Annotated in this window: 16 protein-coding genes; 6 read left to right on the forward strand and 10 right to left on the reverse strand. The window is 56.3% G+C overall.

Annotated elements, in window-relative coordinates; genetic code table 11:
* Nucleotides 1-2: 2 nt before the first annotated feature.
* The 10 genes from murG to mraZ are packed head-to-tail and all read right to left on the reverse strand — an operon-like array spanning nt 3 to nt 10,986.
* On the reverse strand, nt 3-1,100 hold the full coding sequence (gene murG, locus BR04_RS13565; protein ID WP_496356561.1) for an undecaprenyldiphospho-muramoylpentapeptide beta-N-acetylglucosaminyltransferase: 1,098 nt from the start codon (nt 1,098-1,100) through the stop codon (nt 3-5).
* Nucleotides 1,097-2,203, reverse strand: coding sequence for a putative lipid II flippase FtsW (ftsW, locus tag BR04_RS13570; RefSeq protein ID WP_496356562.1), 1,107 nt, complete (start codon nt 2,201-2,203; stop codon nt 1,097-1,099). The genes murG and ftsW overlap by 4 nt, the downstream gene beginning before the upstream one ends.
* A complete protein-coding gene (gene murD, locus BR04_RS13575; RefSeq protein ID WP_496356563.1) occupies nt 2,200-3,531 on the reverse strand; it encodes a UDP-N-acetylmuramoyl-L-alanine--D-glutamate ligase in 1,332 nt (443 codons plus the stop codon). Before murD ends, ftsW begins: the two co-directional genes overlap by 4 nt.
* A gap of 7 nt (nt 3,532-3,538) precedes the next feature.
* The gene (gene mraY, locus BR04_RS13580) at nt 3,539-4,618 is read right to left on the reverse strand and encodes a phospho-N-acetylmuramoyl-pentapeptide-transferase (RefSeq protein ID WP_496356564.1); all 1,080 of its coding nucleotides are present in this window, start codon (nt 4,616-4,618) and stop codon (nt 3,539-3,541) included.
* Nucleotides 4,619-4,624: 6 nt separating this feature from the next.
* Nucleotides 4,625-6,046 carry a UDP-N-acetylmuramoyl-tripeptide--D-alanyl-D-alanine ligase gene (locus BR04_RS13585; RefSeq protein ID WP_496356565.1) on the reverse strand — a complete coding sequence of 474 codons (1,422 nt, stop codon included), beginning with the start codon at nt 6,044-6,046 and terminating at the stop codon, nt 4,625-4,627.
* Nucleotides 6,039-7,544, reverse strand: coding sequence for a UDP-N-acetylmuramoyl-L-alanyl-D-glutamate--2,6-diaminopimelate ligase (locus tag BR04_RS13590; protein WP_496356566.1), 1,506 nt, complete (start codon nt 7,542-7,544; stop codon nt 6,039-6,041). Before BR04_RS13590 ends, BR04_RS13585 begins: the two co-directional genes overlap by 8 nt.
* Nucleotides 7,531-9,303 (reverse strand): peptidoglycan D,D-transpeptidase FtsI family protein, encoded by a 1,773-nt coding sequence (locus BR04_RS13595; protein WP_496356567.1) that lies wholly within the window; start codon nt 9,301-9,303, stop codon nt 7,531-7,533. Before BR04_RS13595 ends, BR04_RS13590 begins: the two co-directional genes overlap by 14 nt.
* Nucleotides 9,287-9,595, reverse strand: a complete 309-nt coding sequence (locus BR04_RS13600) for a hypothetical protein (RefSeq protein WP_496356568.1) — start codon at nt 9,593-9,595, stop codon at nt 9,287-9,289. The genes BR04_RS13595 and BR04_RS13600 overlap by 17 nt, the downstream gene beginning before the upstream one ends.
* The gene (gene rsmH, locus BR04_RS13605; RefSeq protein WP_496356569.1) at nt 9,592-10,533 is read right to left on the reverse strand and encodes a 16S rRNA (cytosine(1402)-N(4))-methyltransferase RsmH; all 942 of its coding nucleotides are present in this window, start codon (nt 10,531-10,533) and stop codon (nt 9,592-9,594) included. Before rsmH ends, BR04_RS13600 begins: the two co-directional genes overlap by 4 nt.
* A gap of 3 nt (nt 10,534-10,536) precedes the next feature.
* Nucleotides 10,537-10,986 (reverse strand): division/cell wall cluster transcriptional repressor MraZ, encoded by a 450-nt coding sequence (mraZ, locus tag BR04_RS13610; RefSeq protein WP_496356570.1) that lies wholly within the window; start codon nt 10,984-10,986, stop codon nt 10,537-10,539.
* A gap of 354 nt (nt 10,987-11,340) precedes the next feature.
* Between mraZ and BR04_RS13615 the strand changes: the two genes are divergently transcribed.
* The 6 genes from BR04_RS13615 (at nt 11,341) to BR04_RS13640 (ending at nt 19,158) form a co-directional block, all read left to right on the forward strand.
* Nucleotides 11,341-12,039, forward strand: coding sequence for a hydroxyacylglutathione hydrolase family protein (locus tag BR04_RS13615; RefSeq protein WP_496356571.1), 699 nt, complete (start codon nt 11,341-11,343; stop codon nt 12,037-12,039).
* 48 nt (nt 12,040-12,087) lie between these two features.
* Nucleotides 12,088-14,121: a hybrid sensor histidine kinase/response regulator gene (locus BR04_RS13620; RefSeq protein WP_496356578.1), complete on the forward strand. Its 2,034-nt coding sequence runs from the start codon at nt 12,088-12,090 to the stop codon at nt 14,119-14,121.
* A gap of 154 nt (nt 14,122-14,275) precedes the next feature.
* Nucleotides 14,276-14,959 carry a hypothetical protein gene (locus BR04_RS13625; RefSeq protein ID WP_496356572.1) on the forward strand — a complete coding sequence of 228 codons (684 nt, stop codon included), beginning with the start codon at nt 14,276-14,278 and terminating at the stop codon, nt 14,957-14,959.
* Nucleotides 14,960-14,962: 3 nt separating this feature from the next.
* Entirely contained in the window at nt 14,963-16,213 is a 1,251-nt protein-coding gene (locus tag BR04_RS13630) for an IMP cyclohydrolase (protein WP_496356573.1), read from the forward strand.
* Nucleotides 16,214-16,486: 273 nt separating this feature from the next.
* Entirely contained in the window at nt 16,487-17,530 is a 1,044-nt protein-coding gene (locus BR04_RS13635; RefSeq protein ID WP_496356574.1) for a hypothetical protein, read from the forward strand.
* 56 nt (nt 17,531-17,586) lie between these two features.
* A complete protein-coding gene (locus tag BR04_RS13640; protein WP_496356575.1) occupies nt 17,587-19,158 on the forward strand; it encodes a hypothetical protein in 1,572 nt (523 codons plus the stop codon).
* Nucleotides 19,159-19,181 lie beyond the last annotated feature (23 nt).

The raw sequence follows: 19,181 nt of genomic DNA on the forward strand, positions 1-19,181 counted from the left end.
GTTCAGACCTTCAGCATACGGCGCATGAGGGCATCCGTAAGGGTTGTTGCCGCATCGGGGCGTGAAAGGGTAAGAGCCGCTGTGGCCATGGACTCGGTTGCTTCCGGATTCCGGGCATATTCCGTAAGGATCTGTGCCAGGATTTCAGGATCAAGTGTTTTTTCTTCAAGAATCCGGGCTGCACCGATATCGGCCATGGCCCTGGCATTGTGGTACTGGTGGTTGTCCGCCGCATGGGGAAAGGGGATGAAAACCGCCCCGAGACCGACTGCGGCCAGTTCGGCCACGGTTGTGGCACCGGCCCGGCACAGTACAAAATCCGTTTCTCTATAGCAGGAATGCATGTCCTGGATAAAGGCCTGAATGCAACCTTTTATACCGGCCTTTTCATAGGCCTCCCTGACCCAGATTCTGTCTGCCTCCCCCGTTTGGTGGACAACTTCAAGGGGAAGGTTGTTGAGAAGGGGCAGGGTCTGGCAGACGGCCCGGTTGAGGCCCCTGGCCCCCTGGCTGCCGCCCAGAACAAGGAGGCGGAAAGTTTCCGTTTTTTTGCGCTTACGGGTACGGCAGGCCACAAGTTCTCTCCGTACGGGGTTGCCCGATACGAAAATTTTTTTTGCCTTCACGGGCAGCCGTGTTCCTGGAAAGGAGACATGCACCTCCGCAGCCAGCCGGGAAAGGAGCCGGGTGGTCAGGCCGGGAAGCTTGTTCTGCTCATGGAGCAGAAGGGGAATACCCCGCATTTTTGCGGCCAGGGCTGCGGGCGCTGCGGCATGTCCCCCCACGGCAAGAAGGGCATGGGGTCTGTATTTTCCTGTAATGACAAAGGCTTTCCACAGGGAAAGGGGAAAGGTACTGAGGGCTTTGAGGGTCTGCCAGAGACCTTTGCCTTTGATGGAAGCCACGGTGATGCAGGCAAAGGGCAAATCCCTGTCCCCAAGGATTTTTCGATCCAGCGGTCTCCCGGTATTGACAAAGAGTACCTCATGGTTTTCAGAGCGTGCCAGAAAGGTTTCGGCCACAGCCACAGCCGGAAAGATGTGGCCGCCTGTTCCGCCTCCTGCGATGAGCAGACGTTGTTTCTGCGGTTCTGACTTCATGCTTTTCTCCCTGAAGCGGCAACGTTCATGAGAATGCCCATGGCGGCCAGGTTAACCACAAGGGACGTGCCTCCGTAGCTGAGAAAGGGAAGGGTGAGTCCCTTGGGAGGCAGCAGAGCCAGGGTGACTCCTGCATTGATGAGAACCTGCATGGCCAGCGCCAGGGCGATACCCGTACCCAGATAGGCTCCGAAACGGTCGGGGGCGGCCATGGATGTCAGCATGCCCCGCCAGAAGAGAATGGCAAAGAGAACAAGCACCAGACAGATTCCCCAGAGTCCCGTTTCTTCCCCGATAACGGCCAGAATGAAATCCGTATGGGATTCGGGGATATAGTCCATCTTCATACGGCCATTGCCCAGTCCCTGTCCCAGAGGTCCCCCATTGCCAAAGGCCATGAGAGCCCTTGAAACCTGAAAGCCCTCATCCTGGGCGTGGGCCCAGGGATCCAGAAAACTCAGAATACGGCGCATACGGTAGGGGGCCGTATAGACAATCCAGCCTAAGGCCATCACAAGGGGAATGAGGGGCCACAGAAGGTGCAGGAGAGGAACCCCTGCAAGGAACATCAGTGTCCAGGCAATGAGGATGAGGATGATCAGGGAACCAAAATCCGGCTGCTGCATGAGAAAAAAAGCGAAGAAGGCCAGCACGATGAGATGGGGCAGAAAGCCGATGGAAAAATGCTGGAGCTGATCCTGTTTTTTGTTCAGGGAGTAGGCCATGTAGATGATGAGGGCGTATTTGGCAAATTCTGCGGGCTGGAAGTTGAGGGAGCCCAGCCGCAGCCACCTTTGAGCACCTCCGGCACTGTGCCCGTAGTTGGTGATGAGAACGGTACCCAGCAGAAAAAAGGCAAAAAACAGAATGGGATAGGCGAGTCCCGCCAGAAGACGGTAGGGAAAGAGGCGGCAGGCGATCAGGGCGGCCAGTCCGAGAGCTGCATAGCTCAGCTGCCGGAAAAGAAAATGATACTCGTTTCCAAAGGCAAGGGCGGCTCGGGAGGCACTGGCACTGTAGACCATGATCAGTCCCATGCCGAGGAGGATGAGCAGGGGAACCCAGAGCCAGGGATCTTCCGCGATCTGTGTTTTTCGGTTCATTCGGGCCTCCCCTGAGCGCTAAGGCGGGCAACCACATTGCGGAACTGCATCCCCCTGTCCTTGTAATTACGGAACATGTCAAAGCTGGAGCAGGCAGGGGAAAGCAGGACAGGGGTATGGCTGTCCGCCGCCCCTACGGCTTTTTTAACGGCGTCTTCCAGATCCACCGCTTTTTCACAGGGAATAACGGTACCCACAGCGGCCTGAATATCCGCTGCGGCTTCACCGATGAGGATGATGGCCCTGGCATAGCGGCTCAGGGTGTCCAGCATCCGGCCATAGTCGCCGCCCTTGTCCCTGCCGCCCATGATAAGCACCACGGGCCGGTCAAAGGCCATCAGCGCCCTGCATACGGCATCCATGTTGGTGGCCTTGGAATCATCGTAGCAGGCAACTCCGTGGATGCTGCCGCAGGGCGTCATGCGGTGTTCCAGCCCCCGGAAGGTGTTGATGGTGTCCTGGATCGCTGTTGCCGATGCGCCTGCGGCTGTTGCCGCCAGCAGGGCTGCGGCCAGATTTTCCCTGTTGTGGCGACCGGGCAGGACGAAATTTTGGAGTTGGAAAACCGTCCCGTCTTCCATGCGCAGGCTGTCTGAGGAAAGGGTCAGGCCTTTTTCGTGCCTGTCGTACCACAGGACAGGAATCTCAAGTTTCTCTCCTATGATCCGTACGCAGGGATCCTGGTAATTCAGTACGGCCACACCCACCCGCATATCCGTGAAGAGCCGTGCTTTGGAACGGGCATAGGCGTCCATGTTTCCATAACGATCCAGATGATCTTCTGTGATGTTGAGCAGAACGGCCACATCCGGGGTAAAGGTTTCCAGGGTATCCAGCTGGAAACTGGAGACTTCCAGCACAGCGATATCCGTATCTCCGGGATCCTGCACAAAGTCACAGAGCGGGGTACCCAGATTACCACCGGCAAAAACCTTTTTCCCCGAAGCCTTCAGCATGGCACTGACGAGTTCGGTCACCGTGCTTTTACCGTTGGTACCGGTGATGGCCACCACAGGAAGGGTCAGATGGCGCAGCCCCAGGGCGAGTTCCCCGATGATGGGGATACCCTTTTTGCGTGCGGCATTCAGTTCAGGACGGAAGGGATCGATTCCGGGACTGACCACAATGAGATCCGCCTGAGAGAGGATGTCAGGGGCGAGATGATCCAGAAGGAGATCCAGGGTTTCGGGGGACGGGGGGAGAGTTCCTGCCTTTTCATCCATGCCCGTGACCCGCCATCCCTGATTTTTCAGAAGGCGTGCTGCGGCCATCCCGGAAACTCCGAGTCCTGCGACAATGGCATGGGTACAGTGGGTGCGGGAAGTCATGGGATACCTACCGGATTTTGAGGGTGCTGATGGCAATAAGGGCCAGAACAATGGCAATGATCCAGAAACGGATGGTGATTTTGGACTCCTTCCATCCCTTGAGTTCAAAGTGGTGATGCAGGGGGGCCATGCGGAAAATACGTTTGCCTCCGCTGATTTTGAAATAGCCCACCTGGAGAATCACGGAAAGGGCTTCCACCACAAAAATACCGCCCACAATGATGAGAAGGATTTCCTGCTGGGTGATGACGGCAACCACTCCCAGAAAGGCTCCCAGGGGCAGAGATCCCACATCCCCCATGAAGACCTGGGCAGGATGACCGTTGAACCACAAAAAGCCCAGGCCTGCACCCGCCACAGCTCCGCAGAGGATGGCCAGTTCACCTGCACCGGAGACAAAAGGTACCTGCAGGTAGGTGGCCAGTCCCCAGTGTCCGGCGATATAGGCAAAGATCATGAAGGTTACGGCTGCAATGGTGACGGGGCCGATGGCCAGGCCGTCGAGACCGTCGGTGAGGTTCACGGCATTGGAGGCTCCCACAATGATGAAGGTGGAGAAAAAAATGTAGCCTATGCCAAGATCCGGGGCAAAGTTTTTGAAAAAGGGAAAGGTGATACGGGTGTCAAAATCGGGCATCAGGTAGATGACAATGGAGGCAACAAGGGCGAAAAGCACCTGAAGCAGAAATTTGTTGGCTGAGGAAAGCCCTGTATTGTGTTTTTTGACCTGCATGAGCCAGTCATCCACAAATCCGATGAGTCCAAAGCCCAGGGTGGTGAGCAGGGCGATCCAGAGCCATGCATTGGTGAGGTTGGCCCAGAGCAGGGTGGAAAGGGTGATGGCAAAGAGGATGAGCAGCCCCCCCATGGTGGGGGTTCCCGCTTTGCTGTGATGGGATTTGGGGCCTTCTTCACGGATATATTGCCCCACCTGCAGGGCTTTTAGCCTGCGGATGGCCCAGTTTCCGAGCAGGATACAGACGAGGAGGGCCAGCATGGCCGCATAGATGGTGCGGAAGCTGATGTAGCGGAAGACATTGAAGGCTGAAAGCCAGGTATGAAGCGGATAGAGCAGGTGATAAAACATGAAGCCTCAGTTCCTTGAAGAAGGGGCGGCATGCCGCATCAGGGAGTCCACAAGGGTTTCCATGGTCATGGAGCGGGAGCCCTTGATCAGAACCCAGTCTCCGGCACGCAGTTCGGGAAGAATCCGTGCCGCAAGGGTTTCTTTATTTTCGTGAATACTGTGTGTCAGGCCTGCTTTGCGGGCACCTTCCACAAGATCCGGGCCATGGGTTCCGCAGCCGTAAAGGGCTGTCACCCCGGTACGGGCCGCAAGGGCGCCCACTTCCCGGTGCAGGGCCGGAGCTTCTTTTCCCAGTTCTCCCATGGAGCCTAAAATGGCAAAGCGGCGTCCGGATTTTCCAAGAGAGGCCAGTTGTTCCAGGGCAGCGCGCATGGAGTCCGGGTTGGCGTTGTAGGTATCGTTGATCAGGGTGGCACCCGCCGGACCGTGAAGGAGCTGAAACCGACCGGGAAATCCCCTGAAATCCATAAGGCCTTCCTGAATCGTTTTGGGGGGCAGGCCTGCATGAAGGGCTGCTGCGGCGGCTGCCAGGGCATTTTCCGCCATCATGGTTCCGGGAACCGCGAGTTCAAGATCAAAGGGGGGATGATCCGGGTGGTGGAGCTGAAAACGGGAACCCGTGGCATCGGAAACAAGTTTGTCCATGAAGACATCGCAGCCCTGATCCCTGCCGAAACGCAGTACCTGAATGCCGGATTTCAGGGGAATGTGGACGGAGTTGGGATCTGAGCCGTTGATGAGGAGGGTTTTTCCCGATGTCATGCCGGAAAGAAGTTCTCCCTTGGCCCGGGCCACACCTTCCACGGATCCGAGACCTTCAAGGTGGGCTGGAGCAATGCGGGTGATGAGGGCCATATCGGGCTGGCAGATGGCGGACAGGCGGGTCATTTCTCCGGGATGGTTCATGCCCAGCTCTAAAATGGCCCAGCGGTCTTCAGGTTTCAGACGGAAGAGGGTAAGGGGCAGTCCCACTTCATTGTTGAAATTCCCCTGAGTGACCAGGCAGGCAGCGGTTTTCCGGAAAATGCAGCCCAGCATTTCCTTGGTACTGGTTTTTCCGTTGGATCCCGTAACGGCCAGTACCCTTGTTCCAAGGTTTTTCAGGCGGTGACGGGCAAGGTCACCGAGAGCCTTCAGGGTATTGTCCACTCCGATAAAAACCGTTTTGCTGTCGAACCGCAGGGAGGGCATGGAAGCAAAACGGCTTTTATCCATGAGAACGCCCCCGTACCCCGCCTTCAGAGCCTGGGGAATAAAATCATGACCGTCAAAGTGTTCCCCCTTCAGGGCCACAAAAAGGGCAGTGCCTTCGGGTTTTCTGGAATCCGTTCCGATACCGGGAAAAACGGTGCGGGGATCTCCTGCCAGGAGGGTGGCTCCGGTGGCCTCCAGAATATGGGACAGGAACCAGACGGGGGCGTCAGTCATGGGATGCCAGTGCCTCCCTTGCCACGATACGGTCATCAAAGCGCAGAACCCGGTCACCGATGATCTGATAATCCTCGTGTCCCTTGCCCGCAATGAGTATGGTGTCTCCGGGGTGGGCAAGGTGGATGGCCATGAAAATGGCGGTTCTTCTGTCCTTTTCCACAAAAACATCCCGGCGGGAAGGTATTCCTTCCAGAATATCCTGAAGGATGACGTCCGGATCTTCTTTGCGGGGATTATCTGAGGTGAGGATACAGATATCCGCCAGACTGGCGGCAAGGCCTCCCATGAGGGGGCGTTTGCTCCGATCCCGGTTGCCACCACAGCCAAAGACCACGATGAGGCGGCCTTCTGCGGCATCTTTAAGGGTTTGCAGGGCCTTTTGCAGGGCGTCGGGAGTGTGGGCGTAGTCCACAAAGACAAAGCGACCCCTGGTGTCCGGAATGCGTTCCAGACGTCCGGGTACGGAGAGAGGGCTTTCCAGAGCTTCCTTGATCCTGTCACCGGGGATCCCCAGGGCCACGGCGGCCCCTGTGGCGGAAAGGATGTTCTCCAGGTTGAAGGCCCCTGCCATGGGAGAGGAAATGGCAAAACTTTCTTCGGGTGTTGCCAGGGTACAGCGGATACCGGACAGGGAAAAGCGGGTATGACCGGGCCGGATAACGGCATCCGGATGTCTGCCTGTGGAAATGAGGCGCCTGCCTCCGGTTCGGGGCAGGCAGTGATTGAGGAGGGTTTCTCCTGCGGGGTCATCAATGTTCAGTACCAGCTGGGCATTTTTTTTGCCATGGACGCCGTCCAGCACGTCTTCCAGAAAGCCCCGCTTGCACTGCCAGTAGGCCTCCATGCTGCCGTGGTAGTCCAGGTGATCCTGGCTGAGGTTGGTGAAGACTGCCAGATCAAAGGGGGCGTAGGCAATACGGTTCAGGCAGGCGGCATGGGAGGAAACTTCCATCACCACATGGCTGACACCCGCATCCCGCATCTGGGCAAGCCTTGCCTGAAGATCCCTGGATTCGGGTGTGGTGACAGAGGATTTTTCCCGGTAGCCGGGATAATGCCAGTCGATGGTGCCCATGACCCCTGTGTTGTGGCCTGCTTTCTGGAGGATGGATTCCAGCAGATGGGTGGTGGTGCTTTTACCATTGGTGCCGGTGATGCCGATGAGGGTCAGATCCCTTGCGGGAAAGCCATAAAAAACGGCGGCAAGGGCGGCAAGGGCTTTTCGGCTGTCTTTGACAAGCACTGTGGGGAGACCGGCTTCGGGCACGGGGCGTTCGGCCACAAGAAAGGCGGCCCCCCGTGAGGCGGCATCCTTTGCAAACAGGTGCCCGTCCGTGGCAAGGCCGGGGATGGCCACAAAGAGATCACCTGGCTGTACGGCATCGGAACGGTAGTGGATATCCCGGATTTCAAGAGAACCCTGTGACAGGGCCGTCCCTTCTGAAATCAGTTCTTCCAGGCTATTAGCGGGAGAAAAAAGATCAGAAATTTTCATAGTGTTCTCCATGCCCCATGGCCTTTGTGATGTAGGTTGTGGATTGGGGAGGCACATTCATGTAGGCAAGACCTTCTGCGACAATGGTGCGGAAGGCAGGGCCTGCTGCGGCACCGCCATAGTAATTTTTCCTGGGTTCATCCAGCATGATAAGCACCACCAGGGCAGGATCTTCCAGGGGCGCGAATCCCAGAAAGGAAGCAATGAAGCGGGTTTTGGAATAGGTGCCGTCCGGTTCTGTTTTCTGGGAGGTGCCGGTCTTGCCCGCCACCCGGTATCCCGCAGGTGCAGCGTCCACCCCCGTTCCACCCGTTTCCGTGACCGCAGCCATCATTTCCCTGACAGTGGCAGCGGTTTCAGGGGAAATGACCCGGCGCAGGCTTGAGGGCTGAAAGCTGTCCACCTTTCCTGACACAGGGTCACGGATTTCCCGGATGATATGGGGCTGCATGAGAAGGCCCCCATTGGCAATGGCAGCCGTTGCCGCCACCAGCTGCACGGCGGAGGCGGAAAGCCCCTGACCGAAGGCGATATTGCCCGTATCCACAGCGGTCCATTGCCGCCAGTCCCGCAGGGCACCACGGGTTTCCCCGGGCGTTTCAATTCCTGTTTTTTCCCCAAAGCCAAAATCTCTGAGGGTATCGTACAGCGCCTTTTCCCCCATGACTTCCGAAATTTTAACGGATCCGATATTGCTGGAATATTTCAGTATCTGGGTGACGGAAAGCCAGTCGTGGGGCTTGGTGTCCCGGATGGTGACAGGCCCGATACGGTAGGCGCCGTTGGCACAGTCATAGATACTGTCCGGCCGGATGTATCCCCGATCCAGGGCGCCTGCGATGAGAAAAGCCTTCATGGTGGATCCGGGTTCAAAGGGTTCACTGACGGCACGGTTTTTTCGGAAATCCGCAGGATAGTTCCCAAAATCATTGGGGTTAAAGGAGGGGTAGTGAGCGATGGCCCGAAGGGCACCGGTTTTGGGGCAGAGTACCACAGCCATGCCTGCTGCGGCATCGGTGCGCCCTGCGGCTTCATTCAGGGCGGATTCCGTGATGAACTGCAGGGTTTTGTCCAGGGTCAGGACAAGATCCTTTCCCGGAGCAGCCTTGAGTCCGGAACTTTCCGTATTGAACCAGCGCCCCCGCGCGTCACGGATAATGGTCAGATCCCTGGCTTCTCCCTTGAGCAGGGCATTGAAACGGTTTTCCAGTCCTTCCAGTCCCTCTCCGTCCCGTCCTGTAAAGCCGAGTACCTGGGCCGCCATTTCCCGGTTGGGATAGGCCCGGCTGCTTTCCTGAACAATTTGTACGGCCAGCAGTTTCTGGCTGGGGGAAAGGGGCAGGGTCTCTGCATAGGCCCGGATTTCTCCGGCGGTTTCCGGACGGATGTTCCGGGCGACCCAGGTGAAGCCCTTGCCGGAAAAGACAGGCCGTATATCCTCAAAAGGTTTTCCCAGTATACGGGAAAGGCTTAAGGCTGCGGCATCCTTATCGGGGAAGAGATCGGGCCTTATGGCCACGCTGGCGGCTTCCATGCTGATGGCCAGCGGAGCACCGTTGATGTCCAGTATGCTGCCCCGCTTGCCATGAAACACCATGGATTTTCGGTAATGACGTTCCGCCTTTTGCACAAGGGTATCCCTTTGCAGCACCTGAATCTGGAAGGCGCGGAGGGCCACTACCAGAAAAAAGCAGGAAAAAACGCAGGCGAGAAACCAGAAGCGTTTTTTGATCCGTATGGATTCAGGGGGTTTTTTCATACAGGAATCCTGTAAGATCAATGGTGTTTTCGGCCTTGGGCATTTCAAGTTTCAGACGGTTTGCTCCCAGGTTGCGGATGCGTTCCGGTGACCTGAGCCGGGCCTGTTCGATTTCAAGGTGCTGCTTCTGGGAGATCAGCCTGTTTTTTTCTTCCTGAATCCGGCTGATGCGGAAATGAAGCCCCGTGCATTGGGTTCGGATCCAGGTGGCAGTGAACAGGATGCTGAAAAAAACACAGAACAGCAGGATCCAGGCAAGGGAGCCTGGAAAATCTGGACGTTCAGGGTTCATGGCAGACGTTGCAGTGCCCGGAGACGGGTGCTGCGGGACATGGGATTGGTTGAAATTTCTGCTGCTCCCGGTTTGACTGCTTTGGATGTCAGCAGGCGAAAGGCTGCCTTGCGACCGCAGGTACAGATGGGGAAATCCGGAGGGCAGATGCAGGGATGTGCAAGATCCCGGAAGTGCTCCTTCACCCTGCGATCCTCCAGGGAGTGAAAGCTCAGGATTACCATGCGGCCTCCCGGTTTCAGGTACAGAGGGGCATCCTCAAGAAAGCGTTCCAGACGGGTCAGTTCCTGATTCACGGCAATGCGCAGGGCCATGAATACCCGTGTTGCCGGGTGAATTTTCTGCTTGGCACTGTGCTTTCTGGGAATGCTCCGGCTCACCATATCCGCCAGTTCCAGGGTGCTTGTGATGGGTTTTTTCTGTCTTTCGGCCACGATGCGGCGGGCAATGGCCCCTGCAAAACGTTCTTCCCCGTAATTCCGGAAAATTTCCCTGAGGGTTTCCTCGCTTTCCGTATTGACAATATTTCCGGCATGGGTGACCGTTTCCGGATCCATGCGCATGTCCAGGGCTTCTTCGCCCTTGAAGGAAAACCCTCTGCCGCTGCCCTCCAGCTGGTGCTGGGAAAGGCCCAGATCCGCAAGAATACCATCCACGGCGTCCAGCCCCAGTCCCTCCAGAATGGAACCGATGCTGGAAAAATTGCCCCGGACAAGGGTGACCCTGTCACCAAAGGGAGCAAGGATGTTCTGGCCCCAGGCAATGGCGTCGGGATCCTGATCAATGCCAATGATCCGGGTGGCGGCATCCGTGGCTTCCAGAATGCGGCGGCTGTGGCCGCTGCCTCCCAGGGTGGCGTCCACATAAACGCCGCCCTTTCCTTCGAGAAGAAAGGAAAGAACTTCGGTCGGCATACAGGAGATGTGCTGGAAGTTCATGGATTACAGTCCCAGTCTGGCGATTTCCGCCCGCAGTGTTGCTTCGTTCTGCATATCCTCTTCCAGTTGTGCATTTTCTTTTTCCCACTGGATCTGGGAGAGAACTTCAAAGTGATCGAGAACCCCTGCAAGAACAATATCCTTATCCAGTCCGGCATATTGCCGCAGGGAGGGCGGAATGAGAATGCGGCCCTGGCTGTCCAGAGGGCAGTCATGGGCACCTCCGATGAAGACCCTGCGGAAGCGGCGCATGGCGTCATTGGTTTCCGCAAGACTCAGAACGCGCTGCTCAATTTTTTCCCATCCGCCATAGGTATAGGCCACAAGGGTATTGTCCATACGGGAAAGCATGAGACCCTTACATCCCTGACTGTCCATGACGGAGCGGAAACGGGCGGGGATGGAAACACGTCCCTTGGGATCAAGCTTATGGGTGGAACTGCCACGGAACATTGTTCTTCCTCTCCGAACTCCCACTTTCCGCCACTTTGGGCCATTAGAGTACAATAAACCACAAAAAGGTCAAGGGAACCTTTTGCTTTTTACGTGGCAAGGCCATGCAGGGGCCGATCAGGAGGGAAGGGCTGAAAAAGGCGTAAGAATTCTGACCGCTCACGGGGGCTGAGGTAAAGACAGCCCCTGAGACTGCATGGCTCGGTCAGGGCAGCACTCAGATGAAGGTTCTGGAACGGGGGGAGAGAATCTTCCCATAAAGGTGAAAAATCTGTATGTTGATGAAAATCTAAAAAGCAGGGGGGCGGTCAGTCTTGCTTTACGGCGTGTACGCATGGGGATGGAGGAGATCATATGCAGGTGCATCAGTTTCGGTATAATGGGGATAATTTTGCCTATCTGCTGGAAGCCGGCGGAGAGGCACTTGCCGTGGATGGCGGTGCTGTGGATGCCCTTCTGAAAAAGGTATCGGAGAAGGGGCTGCGTCTTCTGGGGGTGACCCATACCCACGATCATCCGGATCATGTGCAGGGCAATGCCGCCCTCAGTACCCGTTCCGGTGCACCGGTTCTGGGACATGGGGAGCTTTCGGAGAAGGGGCGTTTTCAGCTTGGCGGGGAAATGCTGCGGATATGGAGAACGCCGGGTCATACCCTGGATTCCGTATGTTTTATCGGAGAAGGGTTTTTGCTTTCCGGTGATACCCTTTTTAACGGCACCGTGGGGAACTGTTTTTCCGGAGATCTGGATGCTTTTTTCAGGAGCGTGGAAAACCTTCTGACCCTTCCGAAAGAGACAAAGGTTTATGCAGGCCATGATTATGTTCGGGAAGCCATGGCCTTTGCCCGTAGCATTGAGCCGGAAAATCCCCATATCCAGCCCTATCTGGAGGCCTGGAATCCTGCCTGTGGTTTTTCTACCCTGGCGCAGGAAGTCCGGGTGAATCCGTATCTGCGTTACAATGACCCTGTGATGACCGCGCTGCTGGCCCGCCGGGGACTTTCCGTGGAAACGCCCCTGAAACGCTGGCACAGTCTTATGGAGGTTTACTGAGGCTTTGGGGGGGCGCATGATGGACAGAATTGGGGAGGGGGAAAGGTGATGCAGGAAGGGGAGGGGAGTCCCTGGGAGGTTTTTGGCGTCTGCGGGTTGCACCTTTTGTCCGGCAGGGAGAAGGATCTTGCCGAAAGTCTTCAGTGTCTGAAACGGTTTTCCGGCGCCGAAGGGGTGAGTCTCTGGGAGGTGAAGGACAGCCTTGAATCCGGGATCTGGATACAGGGGCTGGTGGCGTCCTGGGGTTCTGTGGAAGATATCCGTTTTCCCTTTCCTCTTCATCTGGATGCTGCTTATCTGGAAGGGGTGGAGGGAAGGCTTTGCAGTTGCGGAGAGCTCCCGTCTTCTTTCTGGGAGGCCGCAGGGAAGAGGGGGGATTCTTTTCTGCTGCTTGCCCTCAGCGGGGGAGAGTTTGTCCATGGTGCTGTCAGCGGTTTTCTCATGTTTGCCTTTGAACACGGAGAATCGCGTCCTGGCTTTCATGCCATGCAGGGGAAGGTGAGGCAGCTCTATTCCCAGTATATGGATCGGCGGACGGCTTTTTTACGTATGCAGTCCCGTGGAGAAAAATACCAGAGCATTCTGGAAGGCATGGAGGAAGGGTTTTTTGAGATTGATCTGGGGGGGAATCTCCTCATGTTCAATGATGCCATCTGCCGCATTTCGGAGTGTTCCCGGGAAGAGCTTCTCGGCATGAACAACAGGGAATATACCAGCCCGGAAACCGCCGCCAGCATGTACCAGGTTTTTAACCGTCTTTACCATACGGGTAAGGCGGTGCGTATCCGGGACTATGAGGTGATTCTCCGGGATGGACGGAAGAAGGTGCTGGAAATTTCTGCGACCCTGGTACGCAATGAACTGGGGAAGGCCGTAGGATTCCGGGGGCTGCTTCGGGATGTGACGGAAAAAGTCCGGGCCATGGAGGAGCGTAACCAGCTGATGGTGCAGTTGCAGCAGTCCCAGCGTCTGGAGGCCATAGGCACCCTTGCGGGTGGAATTGCCCATGATTTTAACAATCTTCTGATGGGTATCCAGGGCAATGTTTCCCTGATACGGGCACGGAATCCGGCTGGAAAGGGCCTGGATGAGCACTTGAGGAGCATTGAGCATTGTGTGGCTTCCGGTGCCAACCTGACTCAGCAGCTCCTTGGCTTTGCCAGGGGAGGGAAGTACCGGCTGGAAACCCTGGATCTGAATCCGGTGATCCATGCAACCATCAGCATGTTTGGCCGTACACGCCGGGAGATCCAGTGGAAGGTCGATCTTGAGGAAAAGCTGTATCCTGTCACAGGGGATGCTGCCCAGATCGAGCAGGTGCTGCTGAACCTTTTTGTCAATGCCTGGCAGGCCATGCCCGATGGGGGAACCCTGACCATCCGCTCGGTGAACGGATATATGGACGGGGATGCTGCTTTGGCCAGGGATATGAAGCCCGGTGCCTTTGTCATGATTTCCGTTCAGGATACGGGTGAGGGGATGGAGGAGAGTATCCGCTCCCGGATTTTCGAACCCTTTTTCACCACCAAGGAGATGGGGCGGGGGACGGGGCTGGGGCTGGCTTCGGCTTTTGGCATTCTCAAGGGGCATGGAGGCCATATTGATGTCGAGAGCCGCCCCGGTGCGGGCAGTACCTTCCGTCTTTTTTTTCCCGCCTCAGGTGTTCATCGGAAGGAAGACGGGGAAATTGCGGCGGGAGAGGCGTGTCTGGGACGCTCCATGCGGATTCTTCTGGTGGATGATGAGGCCATGGTTCTTGAGGTGAGCGCCGCCATGCTGGAAACCATGGGGTGTGAGGTTCTGTCTGCGGCTTCGGGACGGGAGGCGCTGGCCTGTTTTGAGCGGGAAAGGGATACCCTTGATCTTGTGATTCTGGACATGGTGATGCCGGACATGGGAGGGGTGGAAACCTTTGAAGCCCTGAAAAGAATACGTGCCGATGTGCCGGTGTTGATTTCCAGTGGGTACAGTCAGAATGCCCAGGTGGAGGCCATGCTGGCAAAGGGCTGTGTGGGTTTTATCCAAAAACCCTTTACCCTGGAAACGCTTTCTGGCTTTATGGAGAGGATTTTCTGCGGATAGTTTATGCTATACTGCTGCGAAGGCCGTTTTCTGTTGTCCGGAAGGGTATTTTCTCCTGGCGTATCCGGATGGGAGAGATCGGATTTTTTTGAGGTCAGATTTTTTTTGTTTCATCTGAAAAAGGGCCACAAGAGCCCGGGAGCGTATATCGTATATGACAGTGAACAGAGTGGATCAGATTGATGGTCAGGTCAAGGTGAAACGGGTGCTGATCAGTGTGTCGGACAAGCGGAATCTGGATGTGCTGGTTCCGGGGCTTCTGGAAATCAATCCCGACGTGGTGTTCTATTCCACGGGGGGCACCTTCAATTATATTGCAGGGATTCTTGGGGACAGGGCGGCAAAATCCCTGGTGCAGGTCTCGGAGTATACGGGGCAGCCCGAAACCCAGGGCGGGCTGGTAAAGACCCTGGACTTTAAAATTTATCTTGGCCTGCTCACGGAAACCTACAATGAGAGCCACAGGGCGGATCTGGCCCGTACCGGAGCCGTTTCTTTTGACATGACGGTGGTGAACCTCTATCCCTTCCGGGAGACCGTCGCAAAGGAGGGCGTAAGGGCAGAAGATGCCCGGGCCAACATTGATATCGGCGGCCCCTGCATGATCCGGGCCTCGGCCAAGAATTTCATCCGTGTGGCTCCTGTGGTGGATCCCGATGACTACGCAGCCCTGCTGGAAGAACTGAAGACGCAGAAGGGCTGTACCTCCCTTGCCCTGCGCTATCGCCTTGCCACCAAGGCCTTCAGCCATACGGCGGCCTATGATGCGGCCATCGCCGCCTATCTCGGTGGCCTTGATTTTGGCACCCACGTCAACCCCTGTTACCGGAGCATGTGAACAATGGCCCAGGACTTAAAAGCAATGTACAAGACCGTGATGGATGATGCCTTCACACCTGCCATGGAAATTTCCTTTGTGGACGGGAACTCCCGCCAGACCCTTTTTTATGAAAAGGTCTCCTGGATTATCGAGGATCTGCGCAAGGGACTGCGGTATGGAGAAAATCCCGGTCAGGAGGCGGCCCTCTACCGTCTTGTGAACGGCAACCTTATTCTGGGAAATACCCAGACCCTTCAGCCGGGAAAATACCTGGTATCGGACATCGAGCTGCTCCAGAGCGGCAAGCACCCCGGCAAAACCAACCTCACGGATGCGGACAATGCCCTGAACATCCTCCGCTATTTTGCGGACACGCCTACGGTGGTGATTGTGAAGCACAACAATCCCTGTGGTGTGGCAAAGGATATGAGCCTGGAAAAAGCCTATCACAAGGCCTACATGGCCGACCGGATTGCCGCCTTCGGGGGCTGTATCGCCATGAACCGGGCCATGGACAGGGCCACGGCAGAGGCGGTGGCCAGCCAGTATGCCGAAGTGGTGGTGGCTCCGGACTTTGAGGAAGGGGTCATGGAGATCCTGGGAGCCAAGAAAAATCTCCGGGTCATCCGTATCGGCAACATGGCAAGACTTCATGAGTTTGTGGGGCAGCCTGTGGTGGATTTCAAAAGCCTCATGGACGGAGGCCTCATCGCCCAGTGGAGCTTTGTGCCCACCACCCTAAAAAAGGAGGATCTCCTGCCTGCGGTCTGTGATTACAAGGGTCAGACCTACAGGGTGAAGCGGGAACCCACGGAAGCGGAATACGCGGATCTGCTTTTTGGCTGGCTGGTGGAGTCCGGTATTACCTCCAACTCCGTTATTTATGTGAAGGACGGGGTCACGGTGGGCATCGGAACCGGCGAGCAGGATCGCGTGGGGGTCGCGGAAATCGCGCGGGACAAGGCGTATAAAAAGCTTGCCGACCGCTACTGCTTTGAAACCTACGGCAAAGCCTACAACCTCATGGAGGATGCGGACAAGCGGGCGGAAATTGATGCCCGTGTGGCTGCGGAAAAGGGCGGTCTGATTGGTTCTTCCATGGTAAGTGATGCCTTTTTCCCTTTCCGGGACGGCATTGACGTGGGCCTGAAGGAAGGGGTGGCTGCTGTGATTCAACCCGGTGGTTCCATGAACGATTACCAGTCCATTGAAGCCTGCAACGAATGCAACGCGGCCATGGTCTTTACGGGCCAGCGAAGTTTTAAACACTGATTTTTTATTGTTGATCCCGATATGCGGTTTACTGCCCAGACGGTTTGGAATTTTTTTCCGGCGCTGTCCGGGCAGTTTGCTTTGTTGGAACCTGGCGGCCTTCCCGGGAATGCGCGTTTTAGGGGATGCTTTTGGGAAGAATATTTGATAGGTACATCTTTTTAATGGTTTTCATGATGGCTGTTGGAACGGCGTTTGTTTTCTGATGGCGGGGTTTTTGGGCCGGGCTGTATGCGGGTCTGGTGATCTGACTTTTTTAAGGAGGCATCTATGATGGGCAGGGCGGGGATCCGGCTGGTGCTTTTATGCGCCCTATGGCTGGGGATGGTGGTGAATGGAGTCGCAGAAACACAGTTTGACCGGGATATTGTGGTGAAGGATCAGAGCCGTGCCATGAAGGTGGAGGCGGTATTCAAGAACCTTCTTGCGGCTTATGAAGACGAGGATGTCCATGGTTTTCTGGAGCTTGTTTCGGACGAGCGTTTTCGTCAGGACTACATCACCTTCACCGATGCCCTGTACAGCGATTTCCGGAATTACGAGATCCATCAGGTGGATTACTGGATTGACCGGGTGGTGTCGGATCATATCCGTCAGTTTCTCTTTGTGCGTTGGGAAAAACGCTATGAATCCCTGGATTCGGGCCGTGTGCTGACCCAGCAGGGCTATTCCCGTTTTCTTTTTGATGAGGTGAACGGTCAGTATCTGCTTGTGGAACTGGCGGGCAACAGTCTTTTTGGTGCCAGCCTGCGGGAATGGCAGCAGGAGGTGCCGAGGATCAGCGGAGAGGAAATCCGTGCCGGAGTGCAGGTACCGCAGCCCGGAACGCCGCAGGAACCGGGATCCCCCCAGCAGCCGGATTCTCCCCAGGACTGTACGCCTTACAATCTTGCAGGCTGCCTGAGTCCGGAAGCCTGTATGGCCTACGGATTCTGGTATGAAGGCCAGTGTCACAGTCAGGCTCAGGTAGCGGATGTTTGTGATGCTAACCATCTGTATCTGTGTACCACTCAGGCCCAATGCGAGAATACCATGGGGCCTGGATATTGGTATGGCGGGATATGCAATGCAGTGAGTGAAGAGGCGAAGTGTCTTCAGGACGGAAAGGTATGGGAGTCCTTTCAGTGTCTTACCCAGGAGGAGTCATGCCGATCTAAAGAGCTGTTTTGGTATGATGGTAAGTGCAACACAGCTCCTCCGAAACCTGTGGATAGCGGATGCTCTCCTTCGAATTTGTCTGCCTGCACAACCGAATTTGATTGTGTTGAAATGAATGGGGGCTTCTGGGAAAGCAATACATGCATTCCGCCTTATTAGACTGAGGAGTGTTGTACATGTCCTGTAAAAAAATGGTTGTTTTGACGATACTTTTTATGACAATTCTGATTTTTTCTCCCCTCCTCTGGGCGGCCACGGAAAAGGAAACCGTTTCCCTATGGCGCGTATCGGGCCGGTCCGAAACCAGTCTGGAGTGGAAGGAATCCAATGATCCCAACACCACCCTGAACGAAGACACAAGCTTCCGTCAGGAGCTTTCCCTGTCTGCGACCCGCAGGCTGGAAGGTGGCAGCATGGGGCTGAGTCTCCGGGGCCGGGGCACCAACGACCGGCAGGTGGATGCCCAGGATGCGCGACTGCTCTACCTCAATGCCTTTTTCAGACGGGAAGAGATTCAGGCGGAGCTGGGGGATGTGGCTGCCTCCTATAACCCCATGGTGCTGTCTGCGGCCCTGAAGGGAAGCAAGGTCGAATATGGCCGCAGCCGTCAGGAGGGCTGGAATGTCAGTGCCATCACCGGCATCCAGAAGGCAGGCTGGGAGGAGCTGTATGGCGACAACGACAGGGAGGCTGTGGATCGCTATGTGGCGGGTCTGGAAACCACGGGAAAATTCGGGCCGGGCCAGGAAATCTCCTTTGCGGCTTCCGCAGTCCGGGATCATGTCAACCGGGATTTCCGGCAGACGGGTTTTGATCCTCTCCCTCCTGGGGAAGCCGTCACAACGGGGCTTCAGTGGAACTGGCGGTTCAATCGTTATCTTCAGACCCGTGGCGAAGGGGCCTTTACCCGATCCGAAGAAAATACCCGCAGTGAGTCCGGGCCCAGTGAGTCCGGGGCCGTACGGCTGCGGCTGCTGACAAGCCCCCTGCCCCGGTCTTTGCGTATGAACTTTCTTTATGAAAGGGTGGAACCCGGTTTTGCCCCTCTGGCAGGCAGTGCGCCACGGGATACGGAGCGGGTGGAAAGTGACACCACCTGGATGCTTTCCCAGGAGTTCAAGGCCCGTCTCACCCTGAAGAACCGTCATGACAATCTGGACAGGCAGCTTTCCGGTACCCTGGAAACCAATGAAGGGGTGCTGGATCTCAACTGGCGACCCCGATGGGTAAAAAGGGGAGATCTGAATCTCCGTACCCAGCGGAAGGACAGCAAGGGGCGGGGGACGGAGCAGAAACTGTCCATCGGTGAACTGGGAGCGGATTTTCGTACGGCCTCCGGCTGGCGGTATGGCCTGAGGTGGATTTTTACGGATATTGAGGACAGGACCGCAGGTGCGGAAGATCAGCAGATTCATACCCTGCGGGGGACCTTTGGCTGGAACAGGCGCATCGGAGACGACCATACCTGGCGGGCCACAATTCGTCTGGACGCCAACCGGATTGACAGAAAATCCGGAGACCAGAATGCCCTCGGCGGTGGTCTGGATCTGGGCTATGATGCGGGAACGCACTGGTCTGCGGATCTCAGCGCAGCCACCCGTAACACCTACCGGGATCGTTCCGAGGACAACGAATACCGGGCCTATGAAATCCGGGGGAATTATCATCCCGGAGGGGATCGCTCCAGGGCCATTCGCATTTCTGCGGGCAGGCGGGAGTATGACAATGAGAAGGGGCAGGATACACGGGAGCATGTGGCCAAGCTTTCCTACCTTTTCGGTTTCTGATGCTTTGTTGAGGGTCTGAACCG

Source organism: Desulfobotulus sapovorans DSM 2055 (genome assembly GCF_059569355.1).